This window comes from Gillisella terrae (assembly GCF_004801395.1).
GTDB classification, from domain to species: Bacteria; Pseudomonadota; Alphaproteobacteria; order Rhizobiales; family Rhizobiaceae; genus Allorhizobium; species Allorhizobium terrae.
The window spans coordinates 382,398-396,966 of the sequence record NZ_SSOA01000004.1 but is presented as its reverse complement, the minus strand read 5'-3'; the positions used below and the strand labels follow the sequence as shown (position 1 = coordinate 396,966).

Genomic DNA, 14,569 nt, shown 5'->3' with positions numbered 1-14,569 from the left:
GATCCGGGTTTTTTCGTGTCTGATGATAAGGGCTGGCTATTCGCCCGCCAAATACTGACCCCACAACGCTTTTGCGCCCAATCGTTTGACCAGCCCTTGATGGCGTTCGCGCTCTTCTTCTGTTATGCGGGGCGGCAACGGTGACGGGCGAAGGGCAATTTCAACCTTCACATCATCGCGTCTGGCGCTGCCCTGCCCTGTCGATCCCGATTGTTCGAGACCGAAGGTTGCCTGACGTCCACCGAGCATTTCGATGTAGACTTCCGCCAGAATTTCAGAGTCGAGCAAGGCTCCGTGCTTGGTGCGATGGGAATTGTCGATGCCGTAACGACGGCACAAAGCGTCCAGAGAGTTTGGCCCCATCGGGTTTTTGCGACGGGCCAGCGCCAGAGTATCCACCACCAGATCATTGGAAATCGGCGGCTTGCCCAAGCGCTCCAACTCGGCATTGATGAAACCCATGTCGAAGGTCGCATTATGGGCCACCCATTTTGCGCCTTCGAAAAAGCCCAGAAACTCATCGACAATCTCAGAGAATGGCGGCTTATCTTTCAAAAACGCATCGGTAATGCCGTGCACGGCCAAGGCGTCGGGATGCACCTGTTTGTCACCGGGATTAATATAGACGTGAAATGTTCGCCCGGTCGGAAAATGATTGAACAGCTCAACGCCACCAATTTCGATCACCCGGTCGGTCTTGCTTTCGAGACCGGTTGTTTCCGTATCAAAAATGATTTCCCGCATTATTCATCCTCCGGCCATGGCACATCCGCTTCTAAACGAAGCGCCTGCACAATGTCTTTCACTTGCGCCTGGGCTATCTCAAGTCCAAATCCCGTCTCGACCACAAAATCAGCGCGAGCACGCTTTTCTTCATCCGGCATTTGCCGGGCCAGCACCATAGCCAGCTTCTCTTCTGTCCAGCCGGGCCGTGCCAACACCCGCTCACGCTGGGTTTCGGCATCGCAACTGACCACGACAACCTTATCCAGCTGTTTTTGGCCACCCGTTTCAAACAAAAGCGGAATATCAAAAGCCACCAGATCAGCACCGGCCAGTTCCTGATCTTCCAGAAAAGCCTGCTGTTTGCGGCGCACCAGCGGATGCACAATGGCTTCCAGCGCCTTCATCTTACCCGGATTCTGAGCCAGAGTCTGACTAAGGATAGAGCGATCAACCACACCATCAACAATTGCTTCGGGAAAGACCGCGCCAATCGGCTCCACCGCTTCATGACGATAAAGCTCGTGAACGGCAGCATCCGCATCATAGACAGGAACGCCCTCCTGGCGAAAAAAATCCGCCGTGGTGGTTTTTCCCATGCCAATCGATCCCGTCAATCCTAGCCGGATCATGATGCCGCCTCCAGATCGGCAATGATCAACTGCCGTAATTCATCTGTCACCTCGGGCCGTACGCCAAACCATTTTTCAAAACCCGGTACGGCCTGATGCAGCAACATCCCAAGACCATCGACGGTGGCAAATCCGGCCTCGCGGGCTCGGCGTAAAAATTCGGTTTCCAAAGGCACGTAGACAATATCGGTCACAACAGCATTCTCTGCCAGTTTTTCCCAGGCAATGGTTGGAAAAGCCTCGCTGTCTGCGTTAGACGCTTTGGACATGCCAAGTGATGTGGTGTTGATCAGCAGACCCGCACCTTGCAACACGTCGTTCAAAGCATCGAATCCGTGCCCCTCTATTGTGGGGCCAAAGCGCCTTGCCAACTCATGCGCTTTTTCTTTTGTGCGATTGATCACGTGGATTTTAGCAATGCCGCGATTGCGGATCGCCTGAATAATGGCGCGGCTGGCCCCGCCTGCCCCCAACACCACGGCACAGCCTGTATTATCCCAACCCGGTTGTTGTTGATCAAGATTGGCAATGAAACCGTAGCCATCGGTGTTGGTGGCATAGAGTGCACCATTTTCCAGCCACAGCGTGTTTGCAGCACCTAATTCTTCGGCCAAAGCGTCAGGATAGTCCGCCAATTGATAGGCGGATTCCTTATGAGGAATTGTCACATTCCCCCCTTGATAGCCGGATTCACTTTCACGCAATTTTGCGAGAAATTCTGTAAAATCTGCGGGGTCAACAGCGCGCTTTTCATAAGCGCCCAAAATTCCATACTGCTTCAACCAGTAGCCATGGATCATCGGCGAACGCGAATGGCTAATCGGATAGCCCACAACAAAAGCCCGTTTTGCATTGGTTTCACGTGAATCATGCATGAAGAACATCCAATTCCCGAAGTTTCTCCATCAAAGGAAAAAGCGGCACGCCAATAATGGTGAAATAATCGCCGTTGACCTTCGAAAACAGCTGAACACCCATTCCTTCAATTTGGTAACCGCCAACGCTCTTCAGAATTTTATCGCCGACCTTATCCAGATAATCATCCAGAAACGTCTCACTGAACAGGCGAACTGTCATCTGTGCCTGACTGACATGAGACCAGACAATTTCAGCATCTTTGGCAAGCGCCAGCGAGCTATTGAGGACATGGGTGGCACCCCGTAAGCTGAGAAGCTGTTCTCGAGCGGCAGCCAAATCCTTGGGCTTGTGATAAACCGTCTCTCCCAGTGCCATGACCTGATCACCACCGAGCACCAAAGCGCCCGTCTGCTTTTTACTCACCGCCAGTGCTTTTTCGCAGCCCAACAGCTCGGCAAGCTGCGATGGTGACAAAGACTGATGCTCTGCCAGCGCCTCAATCTCGCGTTCGTCAATATCGGGTGCGGCTGTGGTAAATTCCAACCCTGCCTGTTGCAACAGGTGCTTACGAAAAGGACTGGTGGATGCCAGCACGAGGGGTAGAGCCATGACAGCCTCGAAACGTTAAAAACCTGAATTTGGCTTAGCGCAGCTTGCTGCGCAGAGCAACGATTGCGGCAGCCGTCTCTTCGATTGAGCGGCGCGTGACATCAATAATCGGCCAATTATGGCGCGCGCACAGCATTCTTGCATATTTCAACTCTTCGGCAATGGTGGCGCGATCCGTGTAATCGCTCATATCCAAGCCCGAAACCGAACCGAGTTCGCGATGCCCACGAACCTGTGAGATGCGGTCTGATGTGGCGATCAAGCCCACGATCAGAGGTTTCGTGGCACTCAGCAAGTTTTCAGGCAAGGGCACACCGGGCACAATGGGAATATTGGCCGTTTTGATGCCGCGATTGGCAAGGTAAATGCTGGTGGGCGTTTTGGACGTGCGGCTAATGCCGACCAAAACCACATCGGCCTGATCATAATCATCCGCCATCTGGCCATCATCATGATCCATGGTGTAGTTCAAGGCTTCAATGCGCGCGAAATAATCGGCGTTCATCACATGCTGTGCGCCAACCCGCCTGCGCGCCAGCGGGCCGAGATAGGTTTGAAACGTGCCGATAATCGGCTCCATCACATTCACACTCGGCACACCAATTTCGACACAGCGTTTATCAATAAAATCGGCCAGCTCGGGATCAACGATAGTGTAGAGAACAATGCCTGGTTCTTTATCGATGGCACTCACCACCGCATCAGCCTGTTTGCGATTTCGCACCAGCGGATAGACATGTTCAATCGGGCTGACATGCAGAAATTGCACCGCAGCGGCCCGCCCCGCCGAGATCAACGTTTCTCCCGTTGAGTCAGAAATCAGGTGAAGATGAAAGAAGTTTTTGCGGTTCTCCACGTTATCCTGCCTCCCTTGTTGATAAACTTGTACAAAAGCAGGTAGCGTCGGGAAGCGATTTTAGGCAAGTGGAAAACCCCCAGGTTGTCCACAGAAGTGACCCGTCGGGACGAAGTTTCGTGACGCCTGTGGATAGAGTCATCCAGCGCGGGTTTTAGAGCGACCATACCCAGCTTATCCACAGGCAAGGCTATCAATAAATCTAAAATCAATCCTTTGATTTTTATAGGCTTTTTTAAACGAATCCCATTGTTCTTCCAATGAGACAATATGCCATTCCACAGTGTGGATATAATCTCATAACATGGCACAGATTTGTGGATAGTCTTTAACCCGTGCTAATCACAGACTCTTAGAAATAGAAGAAAAAAAGATTCTCTCTTTTATAATTTGAAAGGTCCGGATGTGAGCGTTGAAAACCGAAAGATTCTGAAGGTGCTCAAAGGCGAAACCCTCTCTCCGCCACCCATTTGGCTGATGCGTCAGGCAGGACGCTATCTTCCTGAGTACAGAGAAACGCGCAAAACGGCCGGAAGTTTCCTCGATCTCTGTTATTCGCCAGAGCTTGCCACTGAAGTGACCTTGCAGCCCATCCGTCGCTATGGCTTTGATGCTGCCATTCTGTTCTCTGATATTCTGGTCATTCCAGATGCTTTGAAGCGCAATGTCACCTTCAGCGAAGGTGTTGGCCCTGAAATGACACCGATATCAGCTGATGAGATTCATGGGCTTTCGATAAACTCGGTCTTTCCGCACCTGAACCCGGTTCTGGACACCGTTGAGAAGCTCAGAGCCACCCTCCCCCATGAAACCACCCTGCTGGGCTTCTGTGGCGCTCCCTGGACGGTTGCGACCTATATGATTGCCGGTCATGGCACACCGGATCAGGCCCCGGCCCGCTTGTTTGCTTATCGCGAGCGGCAAGCGTTTTTGCGGCTTCTCGATATTCTAGCGGATTTGTCTGCAGAATATCTTCTGGGTCAATTAGAAGCGGGCGCGGACGCCGTTCAGATTTTCGATTCCTGGGCAGGCGTTCTCGGTGAAGACGAATTTACTGATTTTTGCGTCTCACCGGTCAAGCGTATTGTCGATACGGTGCGCGCGCGCCGTCCGGATGCCAAAATTATCGCCTTTGCCAAGGGTGCCGGCATTTTGCTGAAAGACTATGCGCGAAAGACGGGCGCTGATGCCATTGGTCTTGATTGGAGCGTGCCGCTGTCCTTTGCAGCGGACCTTCAAAAAGAAAGCCCTGTGCAGGGCAATCTCGATCCCATGTTGATGATTGCCGGTGGTCAGGCGATGAAGGATGGAGCCAGCCGGATTCTGGATCGTCTTGGCAATGGCCCACTGATTTTCAATCTCGGCCACGGCATTACGCCTCAGGCTCAACCGGAAACAGTAAGTGAACTTGTGCGCCACGTGCGTGGGGAGAACGCTTGAGATGAGCGAGAGCCAAAAGAGCGAAAAAGCCGGAAGAAAAGCGCAAACCCGCGCGGTGATTGCACTGCTGATATTTTGCGCAATCGGTCTTTGGTTGTTTTGGCTGGGGCCGGATGAAGCCTATCTTTGGATCAAGGCGCTTCACATCATCGCGGTGATGTCCTGGATGGCCGGGCTTTTGTATATGCCCCGGCTGTTTATTTATCACTCCGACGCGCCAAAAGGATCAGCTCAGGCCGAGACATTTGCCGTGATGGAAAGGCGGCTGATGAATGTCATCATGCGGCCGGCCATGGCCATTTCCTGGATTCTGGGCCTCTACATGGCTTCTGCTTTTTTCCATTTTCAAGGGGGCTGGCTACATGCAAAGATTGCAGCTGTTGTAGCATTGACCCTGGTGAACGAATATTTTGGCAGGAGTGCCAAAGCTTTCGCCCGTGGCGATTATGTAAAAACCCCTCGCTTTTGGCGGGCAATGAATGAAATACCCACAGTGCTAATGATCGTGATTGTGATTCTCGTGGTGGTTAAACCCTTCTAATTGAGGGGTAGAGATCGGAGATTTCGGTTATTTTGCGCTGAAATCGCCGTGTCCCCTTGCGGCGCAGTCTGGTTTTGGCTATTTTCGCCACACAATTCTTCGAGGCATGCATGTTACGTTCTTATCGGTCCATCCGAAAGGGCCGAATTTCCTCCGCACGCCCTTCCCCAAACCGATAGATTATGGTCCCCTTCATGGCTGAAATGAAGCTACAAGAACTTAAAAGCAAATCGCCAACCGATTTGCTGGCCTTCGCTGAATCGCTCGAGGTCGAAAACGCCTCCACAATGCGCAAACAGGAACTGATGTTTGCGATCTTGAAAATGTTGGCGGCTCAGGACGTCGAGATTATCGGTCAGGGCGTGGTTGAAGTTCTTCAGGATGGCTTTGGATTTTTGCGTTCGGCCAATGCCAACTATCTGCCGGGGCCAGATGATATTTACATCTCCCCTTCCCAGCTGCGCCGCTTCTCACTGAAGACGGGTGACACGGTTGAAGGTCCGATCCGTGGTCCGAAGGAAGGTGAGCGCTATTTCGCCCTTCTCAAGGTCAACACCATCAATTTTGAAGACCCGGAAAAAATCCGTCACAAAGTTCACTTTGATAATCTCACACCGCTCTATCCGAATGAGCGGTTCAAGATGGAACTGGAAAATCCAACCACCAAGGATCTTTCTGCCCGTGTGATTGACTTGATTGCACCGCTTGGCAAAGGCCAGCGCGGCCTGATTGTGGCACCGCCACGCACCGGTAAAACGGTTCTGTTGCAGAATATCGCCCATTCCATCACGGCCAATCATCCGGAATGCTATCTGATCGTGCTGCTGATTGACGAGCGGCCGGAAGAAGTCACGGACATGCAGCGTTCCGTGCGCGGCGAAGTGGTTTCCTCAACCTTTGACGAACCCGCTGTGCGCCACGTGCAAGTTGCTGAAATGGTGATTGAAAAGGCCAAGCGCCTGGTGGAGCACGGACGCGACGTTGTCATTCTGCTCGATTCCATCACCCGCCTTGGCCGCGCCTACAACACCGTTGTTCCATCGTCGGGTAAGGTTTTGACCGGTGGTGTGGATGCCAACGCGCTCCAGCGCCCCAAGCGCTTCTTCGGTGCGGCACGTAATATTGAAGAAGGTGGATCGCTGACCATCATCGCCACCGCACTGATCGATACAGGCAGCCGTATGGACGAAGTGATCTTTGAAGAGTTCAAGGGTACAGGCAATTCCGAAATCGTGCTTGATCGCAAGGTCGCCGATAAGCGTATCTTCCCGTCCATGGATATTCTTAAATCCGGCACCCGTAAGGAAGACCTGTTGGTACCGCGTCAGGATCTGCAGAAGATTTTTGTGCTTCGCCGCATTCTGGCTCCAATGGGCACCACCGATGCCATTGAATTCCTGATCGACAAGTTGAAGCAGACCAAGACCAATGGTGACTTCTTCGAGTCGATGAACACCTAAAGTGAGCCGGCTCTGAGGTGTCTTAGATTTTATAGCCTCGATCGAGGGCGTTTTCGAAGATCAACTTCTCAATAATGAGCCGGATTCTTTTTTGCTATAAATGACCTCTGGTTTGAAAAAACTGGAGGTCTTTTCGTTTATCTGGCTACTGCATAATTCTTGAAATCGGAATCGATTTGATCTGATACGGTTGGAAATGAGGATGCCTATGGCACGGGACACTATTTTTGCTTTGTCGACGGGCGCCCTTCCTTGCGGCGTTGCCGTCATACGGCTCTCCGGACCATCCGTGCAAGAGGTGTTGCGCTCGGTGTGTGGTGCCCTTCCTGCGCCGCGCGTCGCAGCATTAAGATCGATTCGGGACCGTGACGGTCAAACCATTGATCGCGGGTTGGTGTTGTTTTTCGAAGGCCCAGCCTCTTTTACTGGCGAAGATTGTGCCGAATTGCACGTTCACGGCAGTCGTGCCGTTGTGGCCTCTCTTCTGGCTCGCTTGGGTGATGAGGCCAATTGTCGTTTGGCGGAGGCCGGCGAATTTTCCAGGCGCGCCTTTGAAAATGGAAAGCTGGATCTCGTCGAGATTGAAGGCCTTGCTGATCTCCTTGCCGCTGAAACGGAGATGCAACGACGGCAGGCCATGCAGCAGGCTGATGGCAAAGCCACGGCCCTCTACAATCGATGGCGAGACCGTCTGATATACTGCCGAGCGATGATTGAGGCCGATCTGGATTTTTCTGATGAAGGGGATATTCCAGGCTCCGTGGCTCCTGTTGTCTGGGAGGAGCTATCGGCCTTGCGGCAATCCATCCATGAAGCCAGTCTGGACGAGCGCCGTGGCGAGATTATTCGTGATGGCTTTACTGTGGTGATTGCTGGACGGCCAAACGCAGGCAAGTCCAGTTTGCTGAATGCACTGGCTGGGCGTGACGTTGCCATTGTTACCCATTATGCGGGAACGACCCGTGATATCCTTCAATGCGACATTGACCTTGAAGGTTACGTCGTTCGCCTGTATGACACCGCCGGTATTCGCGAGACGGAAGAAGAAGTCGAGCAAGAGGGCATCCGCCGCGCTCTTCGCAAGATCGAAGAAGCAGACCTTGTGCTGCTGCTTCAAGATTTATCGGCAATGAGCGATAATGGCGCAGAGGAATTTGTTTCGGTTCCGTATCTATCTATCGGAACGAAAGCAGATTTGGTTGAGGCGACGCCAAAGCCTGAAGGTTTTGATTTGTTATTGTCCAGCCATAACGCAAATGACATTGAATCGCTCAGAAGCCTGCTCTTGAAAACGATTCGGAACCGTATCGGATCAGGAGAATCAATCATTCCAAGCCGCCATCGACATATTCAATGTCTGCGACAAGCGTTGGACTATATTGATCGTGCTCTGGATAGCCGCTTCGGACTGGAAATACGCGCAGACTATTTGCGTATGGCGTCAGACAGCTTGGGTCGGTTGATTGGTCGAGTCGATACCGAAACATTATTGGGCAAGATTTTCTCTGAATTTTGCGTTGGAAAATGACTCACGTGAAACATTGGTGATCAAGATGGCAGTGGCAAAGCAGAAATTTGATGTTGTGGTGATTGGTGGCGGTCATGCAGGCACCGAAGCCGCCAGCGCCGCTGCACGGATGGGTGCCTCGACAGCGCTCGTAACCCACAAGCGTGATACCATCGGAGTGATGTCTTGCAATCCCGCCATTGGCGGTTTGGGCAAAGGCCATCTTGTGCGTGAGATTGATGCGCTTGGCGGGGTCATGGGTCTCTGTGCAGACGCTGCCGGAATCCAGTTTCGTCTGTTGAACAGAAAGAAAGGCCCGGCTGTCCGGGGCCCTCGCACCCAGGCGGATCGGAAACTCTATCGCAATGCCGTGCAGGCCAGTCTGTTTGGGCAGGAAAACCTTTCCATTGTTGAAGGTGACGTATTTGACTTGACGATCATTGATGGGCAGGTTCGCGGCGTGGTGCTGGCGGATGGGCAAGAAATCGCGGCGGGGGCCGTTATCCTCACATCGGGCACTTTCTTGCGCGGGCTTATTCACATTGGCCAAAAGAAAATTCCGGCCGGTCGTGTCGGCGAAGCACCGTCGGTGGGATTGAGTGAGACCCTTGGCAAGCTGGGTCTGAAGCTTGGCCGTTTGAAGACCGGAACGCCCGCCCGTCTGGATGGCCGAACGATCCGTTGGGCTGAGTTGGAAATGCAGTCCGCTGATGCCGATCCTGTGCCATTCTCCTTCATGACCGATGCGATTACCAATCCGCAAATTGATTGTGGCATTACCCGCACAACAGCGGAAACCCACAAAATCATTCGAGACAATATCCACCTTTCCGCCATGTACTCCGGCCAGATCGAGGGCGTTGGCCCGCGCTATTGCCCGTCTATTGAAGACAAGATCACCCGCTTTGGCGACCGTGATGGTCATCAAGTGTTTCTTGAGCCGGAAGGTCTGGACGACTTCACAGTCTATCCGAACGGAATTTCAACCTCCCTGCCCGAAGACGTTCAACACGCCTTTATGCGCACCTTGCCCGGACTTGAGAATGTCACCATTTTGCAGGCCGCCTATGCGATTGAATATGACCACGTTGATCCGCGCGAGCTTTCCCCGAGCCTGGAGCTGAAGCGCTTAAAGGGTCTTTATCTCGCAGGCCAAATCAATGGCACGACGGGTTATGAAGAAGCGGGTGCGCAAGGTCTCGTGGCAGGCATCAACGCAGCGCGGGCTGTGGGCGGTTTGGAAGCGGTTCACTTTAGCCGGACACAATCCTATATCGGCGTGATGATTGACGATCTGACCAGCCGTGGTGTTGCTGAGCCCTATCGTATGTTTACCTCGCGCGCGGAATTCCGTCTTTCGTTGCGCGCTGACAATGCCGATGAACGATTGACGCCATTGGGCATCGAACTTGGCTGCATTGATAGCCGACGGGCCGATAAATTCCAGCGCTACAGCGCTGAGGTAAACCACACCATTGCAGAGCTGCAAAACAAGGTGGTGACTCCCAATGAAGCTCAAGCGCGTGGCATTGCGATCAATCAGGATGGACGTCGGCGTTCAGCGCTGGAGCTGCTGGCCTACCCCGATTTGGATCTCGCCAGTCTGACAAAAATCTGGCCGGAACTGTCGGAGCTTGAGCCTAAGATTGCTGAAGCCGTCGAAATTTATGCCACCTATGCTGTTTATATGGATCGGCAAAATGCCGACATTGCCGCCACCAAGCGCGACGAGGAGCGACGCATTCCCCCCGAATTTGACTTCGCGTCCTTGTCCGGATTGTCGAACGAATTGAAGCAGAAATTGGAGAAAGCGCGTCCTGTGAATCTCGCGCAGGCTGCGCAATTGGACGGAATGACGCCTGCGGCGATTTCGCTTCTTATTGCTTACTTAAACAAGGAAACAGTGCGTCATGCCAGCTGATACAATGTCCGCGAGTCTTCTGGCTGATCTTACCGGGCTACGTGTTTCACGTGAAACACATCAAAAGCTGGTCCATTTTGTGGACCTCTTTCAAAAGTGGTCCAAGACCATGAACCTCGTTGCCAATTCTACACGCGATCAGGTATGGCACCGTCACGTCGCTGATAGTGTGCAATTGTTCAAGCTCTCGCCGGAGCCAAAGCATTGGATCGATCTGGGCAGTGGCGGCGGATTTCCGGGCGTCATCACGGCAATTCTCCTTGGCGAATTTACTGACGGATGGGTTGATCTGGTTGAGAGCAATCATAAAAAAGCGGGCTTCTTGCGCACTGCGTTGATGGAGACAGGCGCGCGTGGAAAGGTGCATCCACTTCGAATCGATGATGCTTACAAGACCCTTCCCCGCTGCGACGCTATTTCTGCCCGTGCCTTGGCTGACCTCGATCTTCTCTTCAGCTATAGCGAACCCTGGGCGCTTGAGAACCCGACTATGAAGCTCTTTTTGCATAAAGGCCGGGATTATCTGGCTGAAGTGGAGAAAGCGCGTGGTCGTTGGGCTTTCGATCTGGTAATACATCCAAGCGTGATCGAGAGAGACTCCGTAATCCTCGAAGTTGGCGGTCTCGCGCGATCAGATTAAGATCAGTCGGGTGACCTCATGGCTTACGAGAAAAATCGCATCATCACCATTGCAAATCAAAAAGGCGGCGTTGGTAAAACCACCACGGCCATTAATCTTGCGACGGCCCTAGCAGCGATTGGCGAACGTGTGCTGATTGTTGACCTTGACCCGCAGGGCAATGCCAGCACAGGTCTTGGCATCGAGCGGAAAAACCGCAAGCTCTCATCCTATGACCTGTTGATTGGCACCCACACAGTCGATGAAACCGCGGTTGAAACGGCTGTTCCTAACCTTTCGATTATACCCTCGACGCTCGACTTGCTCGGGCTTGAGATGGAAATTTCGCAAAAGACCGATCGCGCATTTCGGTTAAAGAATGCGTTGGTCTCGCCCGAGGCTCTGAGCTATTCTTATGTGTTGGTGGATTGCCCCCCCTCCTTCAATTTGCTGACAATGAATGCGATGGCGGCTGCCCATTCCATTCTCGTTCCGCTACAATGTGAGTTTTTCGCATTGGAAGGTCTTAGCCAGTTGTTGGAAACAATCAGTCAGGTTCGACGCAGCCTTAATCCAAGCCTGGATATTCAGGGCATCGTGCTAACAATGTTTGATTCCCGAAACAATCTCGCTCAGCAGGTGGTGAGCGATGTGCGCACCCATCTCGGTGAAAAGGTTTATCATACGCTCATTCCAAGAAATGTACGCGTATCAGAGGCTCCGTCTTATGGTAAGCCGGCCATTCTGTATGACTTGAAATGTGCAGGCAGCCAAGCCTATCTCCAGCTTGCCTCTGAGGTTATACAGCGTGAGCGCCAGCGCAAAGCGGCCTGATTGAATTTCGACGAAAGAGGTTCGTTATGAATGACGATATTTCAAAGCGGCGTCTGGGCCGTGGTCTTGCTGCGTTGATCGGCGAGATGGATCAACCCATCCCTGTGGATGAGGCAAGAGCGCCTGTTTCGCCCGACCGGATGACACCCATCGAGTTCGTGTCGCGCAATCCGCGCAATCCCCGCCGCTATTTCGACGAGACTGTATTGCAGGAGCTTGCTGGCTCCATTCGGCAGCATGGAATTGTCCAGCCCGTTGTTGTTCGCACTGTGGGAGCTGGACGGTATGAAATCATTGCCGGTGAGCGGCGCTGGCGCGCAGCCCAGCTGGCGGGTTTGGTTGAAATCCCCGTTATTATCCGGGATGTGGATGACAGGACCGCTCTTGAGCTGGCGATCGTTGAAAACGTTCAACGTGCTGATCTTAATCCTCTGGAAGAAGCCATGGGCTATGATCAGTTGATTGAGGATCACGGCTACACCCAAAATGATCTCGGTGAGATCATTGGCAAAAGCCGAAGCCACGTCGCTAACAGCTTACGATTGTTGAAGCTGCCAGAACCAGTGCGGGATATGTTGGCGGATGGTTCACTTTCTGCCGGTCACGCAAGAGCGCTGGTTTCAACCTCAGACCCGACGGCCCTCGCCCGTCAGATTGTCGCAAAAGGTATGTCTGTGCGTGACGCAGAACGGCTCGCGCAAAATGATATACGCGGCGTGAGTCAAAACCGCCAAGCGGCCGCTGCTCAGAGCAAAGATTCAGATACAATTGCACTTGAGCGGAGCCTGACCGACCGCCTCGGTTTGGACGTGACAATCAGTCACAAAGGAAGCGGCGGCCAATTGCGGATCAATTATAAAACCCTTGAGCAATTGGAGGAAATTTGTCGCCTCCTGGAATCACGATAAAATCTGTCAGCGTCAGATTGAACATGACCCACTCGCCTGCATAATTTCTTGAATCGGAATCGATTTAAAGAAAGTCATGCAGCAGATTAAAAATGTTGCAGCGTCCTTTGTAAGCCCTATATTGCGCAAGACGCTGTAGCTCAACTTCGCTTTCATCTGTCTGTTTGGGAAAACCGGATTCCGCTTTTTCTGACACATTCTTAACTCTATCATATTGGAATTATGCAGCAGCGCAGATCGGAATTGCGAAACCGATGGTGCTTTTGCCACCAAGTTCTATGCGTGACGATTTGCTGTTTGACTGCGCGATGGCTATCGCCCAATGCCTTTAATCGGAATCGGTTTGAGCGAAAAATTATGCCGTGTAGAGAATGGGGTCTAGCGATCTTCTCGCACGAGACATGGCACATCACATGGTAGCCAGCTAATGATTATCTATCGATTGCGCCGCGCCGATTGCAAGGTGATTGCCAAAAGGCTGTGTAAAGCCATTGTGTCTTCCAGCGACTGCTGCCGTCTGCTTGCCAAAATGGTTGCCTGGAGACGTTGCATTTCTTGGGTAATGGCCGCCAGCGGCCAGTTCCGGAGAGCTTTCTCGAACAGCGGTTTACGCTTGAAATGGATGCCCCTGCCCAAGGTCTGCATAACCTGTGCGGGCTGTTGGCGCTTTTCTTCCATTTCACTGCGCATGACATCAAGAAGCTGGAATTGACGCAGGCAACCCTGAAGTACCAGAAACATCGGTGTCTTGGACGTCGAGATCTTTTGAATGGCGTGAATCAAAGCATCCGGGTTGCCCGCCAGCACGGCGTCTACGGCCTCGTCGGTGGAAATGGCGCTTGCATCTCCGATGATAGCTTCCACGTGGGTCTCGTCGATCAGATCATCGTGAAGGCAATAGAGCAGTAATTTCGAAATTTCATTGCGGGATGCACGTCTGTCCCCACCCAGAGATTCAGCCAGAAGCGTGCGGGCGGCGGGTGTGATTCGCTTGTTGGCAGCAGCGCATTCGGCGTCTATCAAGGCGTTGATCGCGCGAATGTCATCCTGATAGCAGGGAATGACTGCGATATTGCGGGCTGGTTCAGCGATTTTCCGTGTCGCCGCCGTCTTTTTCAAATCACCGGCTTCCAGGATCAGGCAGGCCGTTTCCGGTGGATCTTTTGAGAGCAGCTGAAGTGCATCCACCACGGCTTTTTCGTTGGCAACGCCCCTCACCCACACCAAACGTTGCCCGCCAAACAGACCAAGCGCGTTCATTTCATCGAGAAGACGGCCGGGATCACCTTGCAGATCACTGCTGTCGAGGCGAATAATCGAAAAGGGATCATCCAGCGCGATGCCTGTGGATTTCGCGAGAGCGGCAGCGCGCTCTGCAACGAGGCCGACATCAGGCCCGTAAATCAGGAAAAGCTTATAGTGTTGCGCCGATTTTTGTAAAAATCCATCGAACTCGTGCGACTTGATTTCAACCATGTTGCCTCGTGTCCGGACCAACCGCATTCGTGCATGACCGCAATCGGTCTAAGCAATTTTACAGCGGGTTTAAAGTGTTACGGCATGTTCGTATATTTATAACGCTTGGATGCGATAAATATCATGGGTCGATTGAACACGATGAAAGGAAATAGCAGCGTGTTCAATCAAAACTCTTTGTTACC

At 52.6% G+C, this 14,569-nt stretch carries 14 protein-coding genes; 8 read left to right on the top strand and 6 right to left on the bottom strand.

The genetic code is table 11. The features are described from left to right. Window positions 1–36: 36 nt before the first annotated feature. Genes dnaQ through E6C51_RS11290 form a run of 5 tightly spaced genes read right to left on the bottom strand, consistent with a single transcriptional unit; the run spans window position 37 to window position 3,678 of the window. Window positions 37–744, bottom strand: coding sequence for a DNA polymerase III subunit epsilon (dnaQ, locus tag E6C51_RS11310; RefSeq protein ID WP_190235990.1), 708 nt, complete (start codon window positions 742–744; stop codon window positions 37–39). After that, window positions 744–1,355 carry a dephospho-CoA kinase gene (gene coaE, locus E6C51_RS11305; RefSeq protein ID WP_190235989.1) on the bottom strand — a complete coding sequence of 204 codons (612 nt, stop codon included), beginning with the start codon at window positions 1,353–1,355 and terminating at the stop codon, window positions 744–746. The genes dnaQ and coaE overlap by 1 nt, the downstream gene beginning before the upstream one ends. Further along, window positions 1,352–2,230, bottom strand: a complete 879-nt coding sequence (locus E6C51_RS11300; RefSeq protein WP_190235988.1) for a shikimate dehydrogenase — start codon at window positions 2,228–2,230, stop codon at window positions 1,352–1,354. The genes coaE and E6C51_RS11300 overlap by 4 nt, the downstream gene beginning before the upstream one ends. Continuing rightward, window positions 2,223–2,822, bottom strand: a complete 600-nt coding sequence (locus E6C51_RS11295; protein ID WP_190235987.1) for a Maf family nucleotide pyrophosphatase — start codon at window positions 2,820–2,822, stop codon at window positions 2,223–2,225. The genes E6C51_RS11300 and E6C51_RS11295 overlap by 8 nt, the downstream gene beginning before the upstream one ends. Before the next feature lie 34 nt (window positions 2,823–2,856). Further along, window positions 2,857–3,678 (bottom strand): pyruvate, water dikinase regulatory protein, encoded by an 822-nt coding sequence (locus E6C51_RS11290; protein ID WP_146933991.1) that lies wholly within the window; start codon window positions 3,676–3,678, stop codon window positions 2,857–2,859. Window positions 3,679–4,083: 405 nt separating this feature from the next. Between E6C51_RS11290 and hemE the strand changes: the two genes are divergently transcribed. From hemE to E6C51_RS11250, 8 genes are all read left to right on the top strand, one after another. Beyond that, a complete protein-coding gene (hemE, locus tag E6C51_RS11285; protein WP_146933993.1) occupies window positions 4,084–5,118 on the top strand; it encodes a uroporphyrinogen decarboxylase in 1,035 nt (344 codons plus the stop codon). Window position 5,119: 1 nt separating this feature from the next. Further along, window positions 5,120–5,659: a protoporphyrinogen oxidase HemJ gene (gene hemJ / locus E6C51_RS11280; RefSeq protein ID WP_146933995.1), complete on the top strand. Its 540-nt coding sequence runs from the start codon at window positions 5,120–5,122 to the stop codon at window positions 5,657–5,659. 194 nt (window positions 5,660–5,853) lie between these two features. Then, the gene (gene rho, locus E6C51_RS11275; protein WP_146933997.1) at window positions 5,854–7,119 is read left to right on the top strand and encodes a transcription termination factor Rho; all 1,266 of its coding nucleotides are present in this window, start codon (window positions 5,854–5,856) and stop codon (window positions 7,117–7,119) included. 202 nt (window positions 7,120–7,321) lie between these two features. Next, window positions 7,322–8,647 (top strand): tRNA uridine-5-carboxymethylaminomethyl(34) synthesis GTPase MnmE, encoded by a 1,326-nt coding sequence (gene mnmE / locus E6C51_RS11270; RefSeq protein ID WP_190235986.1) that lies wholly within the window; start codon window positions 7,322–7,324, stop codon window positions 8,645–8,647. Window positions 8,648–8,672: 25 nt separating this feature from the next. Next, window positions 8,673–10,547, top strand: a complete 1,875-nt coding sequence (gene mnmG / locus E6C51_RS11265) for a tRNA uridine-5-carboxymethylaminomethyl(34) synthesis enzyme MnmG (RefSeq protein ID WP_190235985.1) — start codon at window positions 8,673–8,675, stop codon at window positions 10,545–10,547. Window positions 10,548–10,551: 4 nt separating this feature from the next. Next, entirely contained in the window at window positions 10,552–11,187 is a 636-nt protein-coding gene (rsmG, locus tag E6C51_RS11260) for a 16S rRNA (guanine(527)-N(7))-methyltransferase RsmG (protein WP_190236043.1), read from the top strand. 18 nt (window positions 11,188–11,205) lie between these two features. After that, entirely contained in the window at window positions 11,206–12,000 is a 795-nt protein-coding gene (locus E6C51_RS11255; protein ID WP_190235984.1) for a ParA family protein, read from the top strand. 26 nt (window positions 12,001–12,026) lie between these two features. After that, window positions 12,027–12,908: a ParB/RepB/Spo0J family partition protein gene (locus E6C51_RS11250; protein WP_146934005.1), complete on the top strand. Its 882-nt coding sequence runs from the start codon at window positions 12,027–12,029 to the stop codon at window positions 12,906–12,908. 435 nt (window positions 12,909–13,343) lie between these two features. On the opposite strand, the gene holA is transcribed toward E6C51_RS11250, so the two are convergent. Beyond that, window positions 13,344–14,384: a DNA polymerase III subunit delta gene (holA, locus tag E6C51_RS11245; protein ID WP_146934007.1), complete on the bottom strand. Its 1,041-nt coding sequence runs from the start codon at window positions 14,382–14,384 to the stop codon at window positions 13,344–13,346. Between the last annotated feature and the right edge of the window lie 185 nt (window positions 14,385–14,569).

What these genes read in the sequence shown, in the direction of transcription:
- rsmG (WP_190236043.1), top strand. Translation starts at nt 10,552, where the DNA reads ATGTCCGCGAGTCTTCTGGCTGATCTTACCGGGCTACGTGTTTCACGT.
- mnmG (WP_190235985.1), top strand. Translation starts at nt 8,673, where the DNA reads ATGGCAGTGGCAAAGCAGAAATTTGATGTTGTGGTGATTGGTGGCGGT.
- dnaQ (WP_190235990.1), bottom strand. Translation starts at nt 744, where the DNA reads ATGCGGGAAATCATTTTTGATACGGAAACAACCGGTCTCGAAAGCAAG.
- E6C51_RS11250 (WP_146934005.1), top strand. Translation starts at nt 12,027, where the DNA reads ATGAATGACGATATTTCAAAGCGGCGTCTGGGCCGTGGTCTTGCTGCG.
- E6C51_RS11300 (WP_190235988.1), bottom strand. Translation starts at nt 2,230, where the DNA reads ATGCATGATTCACGTGAAACCAATGCAAAACGGGCTTTTGTTGTGGGC.
- E6C51_RS11295 (WP_190235987.1), bottom strand. Translation starts at nt 2,822, where the DNA reads ATGGCTCTACCCCTCGTGCTGGCATCCACCAGTCCTTTTCGTAAGCAC.
- rho (WP_146933997.1), top strand. Translation starts at nt 5,854, where the DNA reads ATGGCTGAAATGAAGCTACAAGAACTTAAAAGCAAATCGCCAACCGAT.
- holA (WP_146934007.1), bottom strand. Translation starts at nt 14,384, where the DNA reads ATGGTTGAAATCAAGTCGCACGAGTTCGATGGATTTTTACAAAAATCG.
- hemJ (WP_146933995.1), top strand. Translation starts at nt 5,120, where the DNA reads ATGAGCGAGAGCCAAAAGAGCGAAAAAGCCGGAAGAAAAGCGCAAACC.
- coaE (WP_190235989.1), bottom strand. Translation starts at nt 1,355, where the DNA reads ATGATCCGGCTAGGATTGACGGGATCGATTGGCATGGGAAAAACCACC.
- E6C51_RS11255 (WP_190235984.1), top strand. Translation starts at nt 11,206, where the DNA reads ATGGCTTACGAGAAAAATCGCATCATCACCATTGCAAATCAAAAAGGC.
- mnmE (WP_190235986.1), top strand. Translation starts at nt 7,322, where the DNA reads ATGCCTATGGCACGGGACACTATTTTTGCTTTGTCGACGGGCGCCCTT.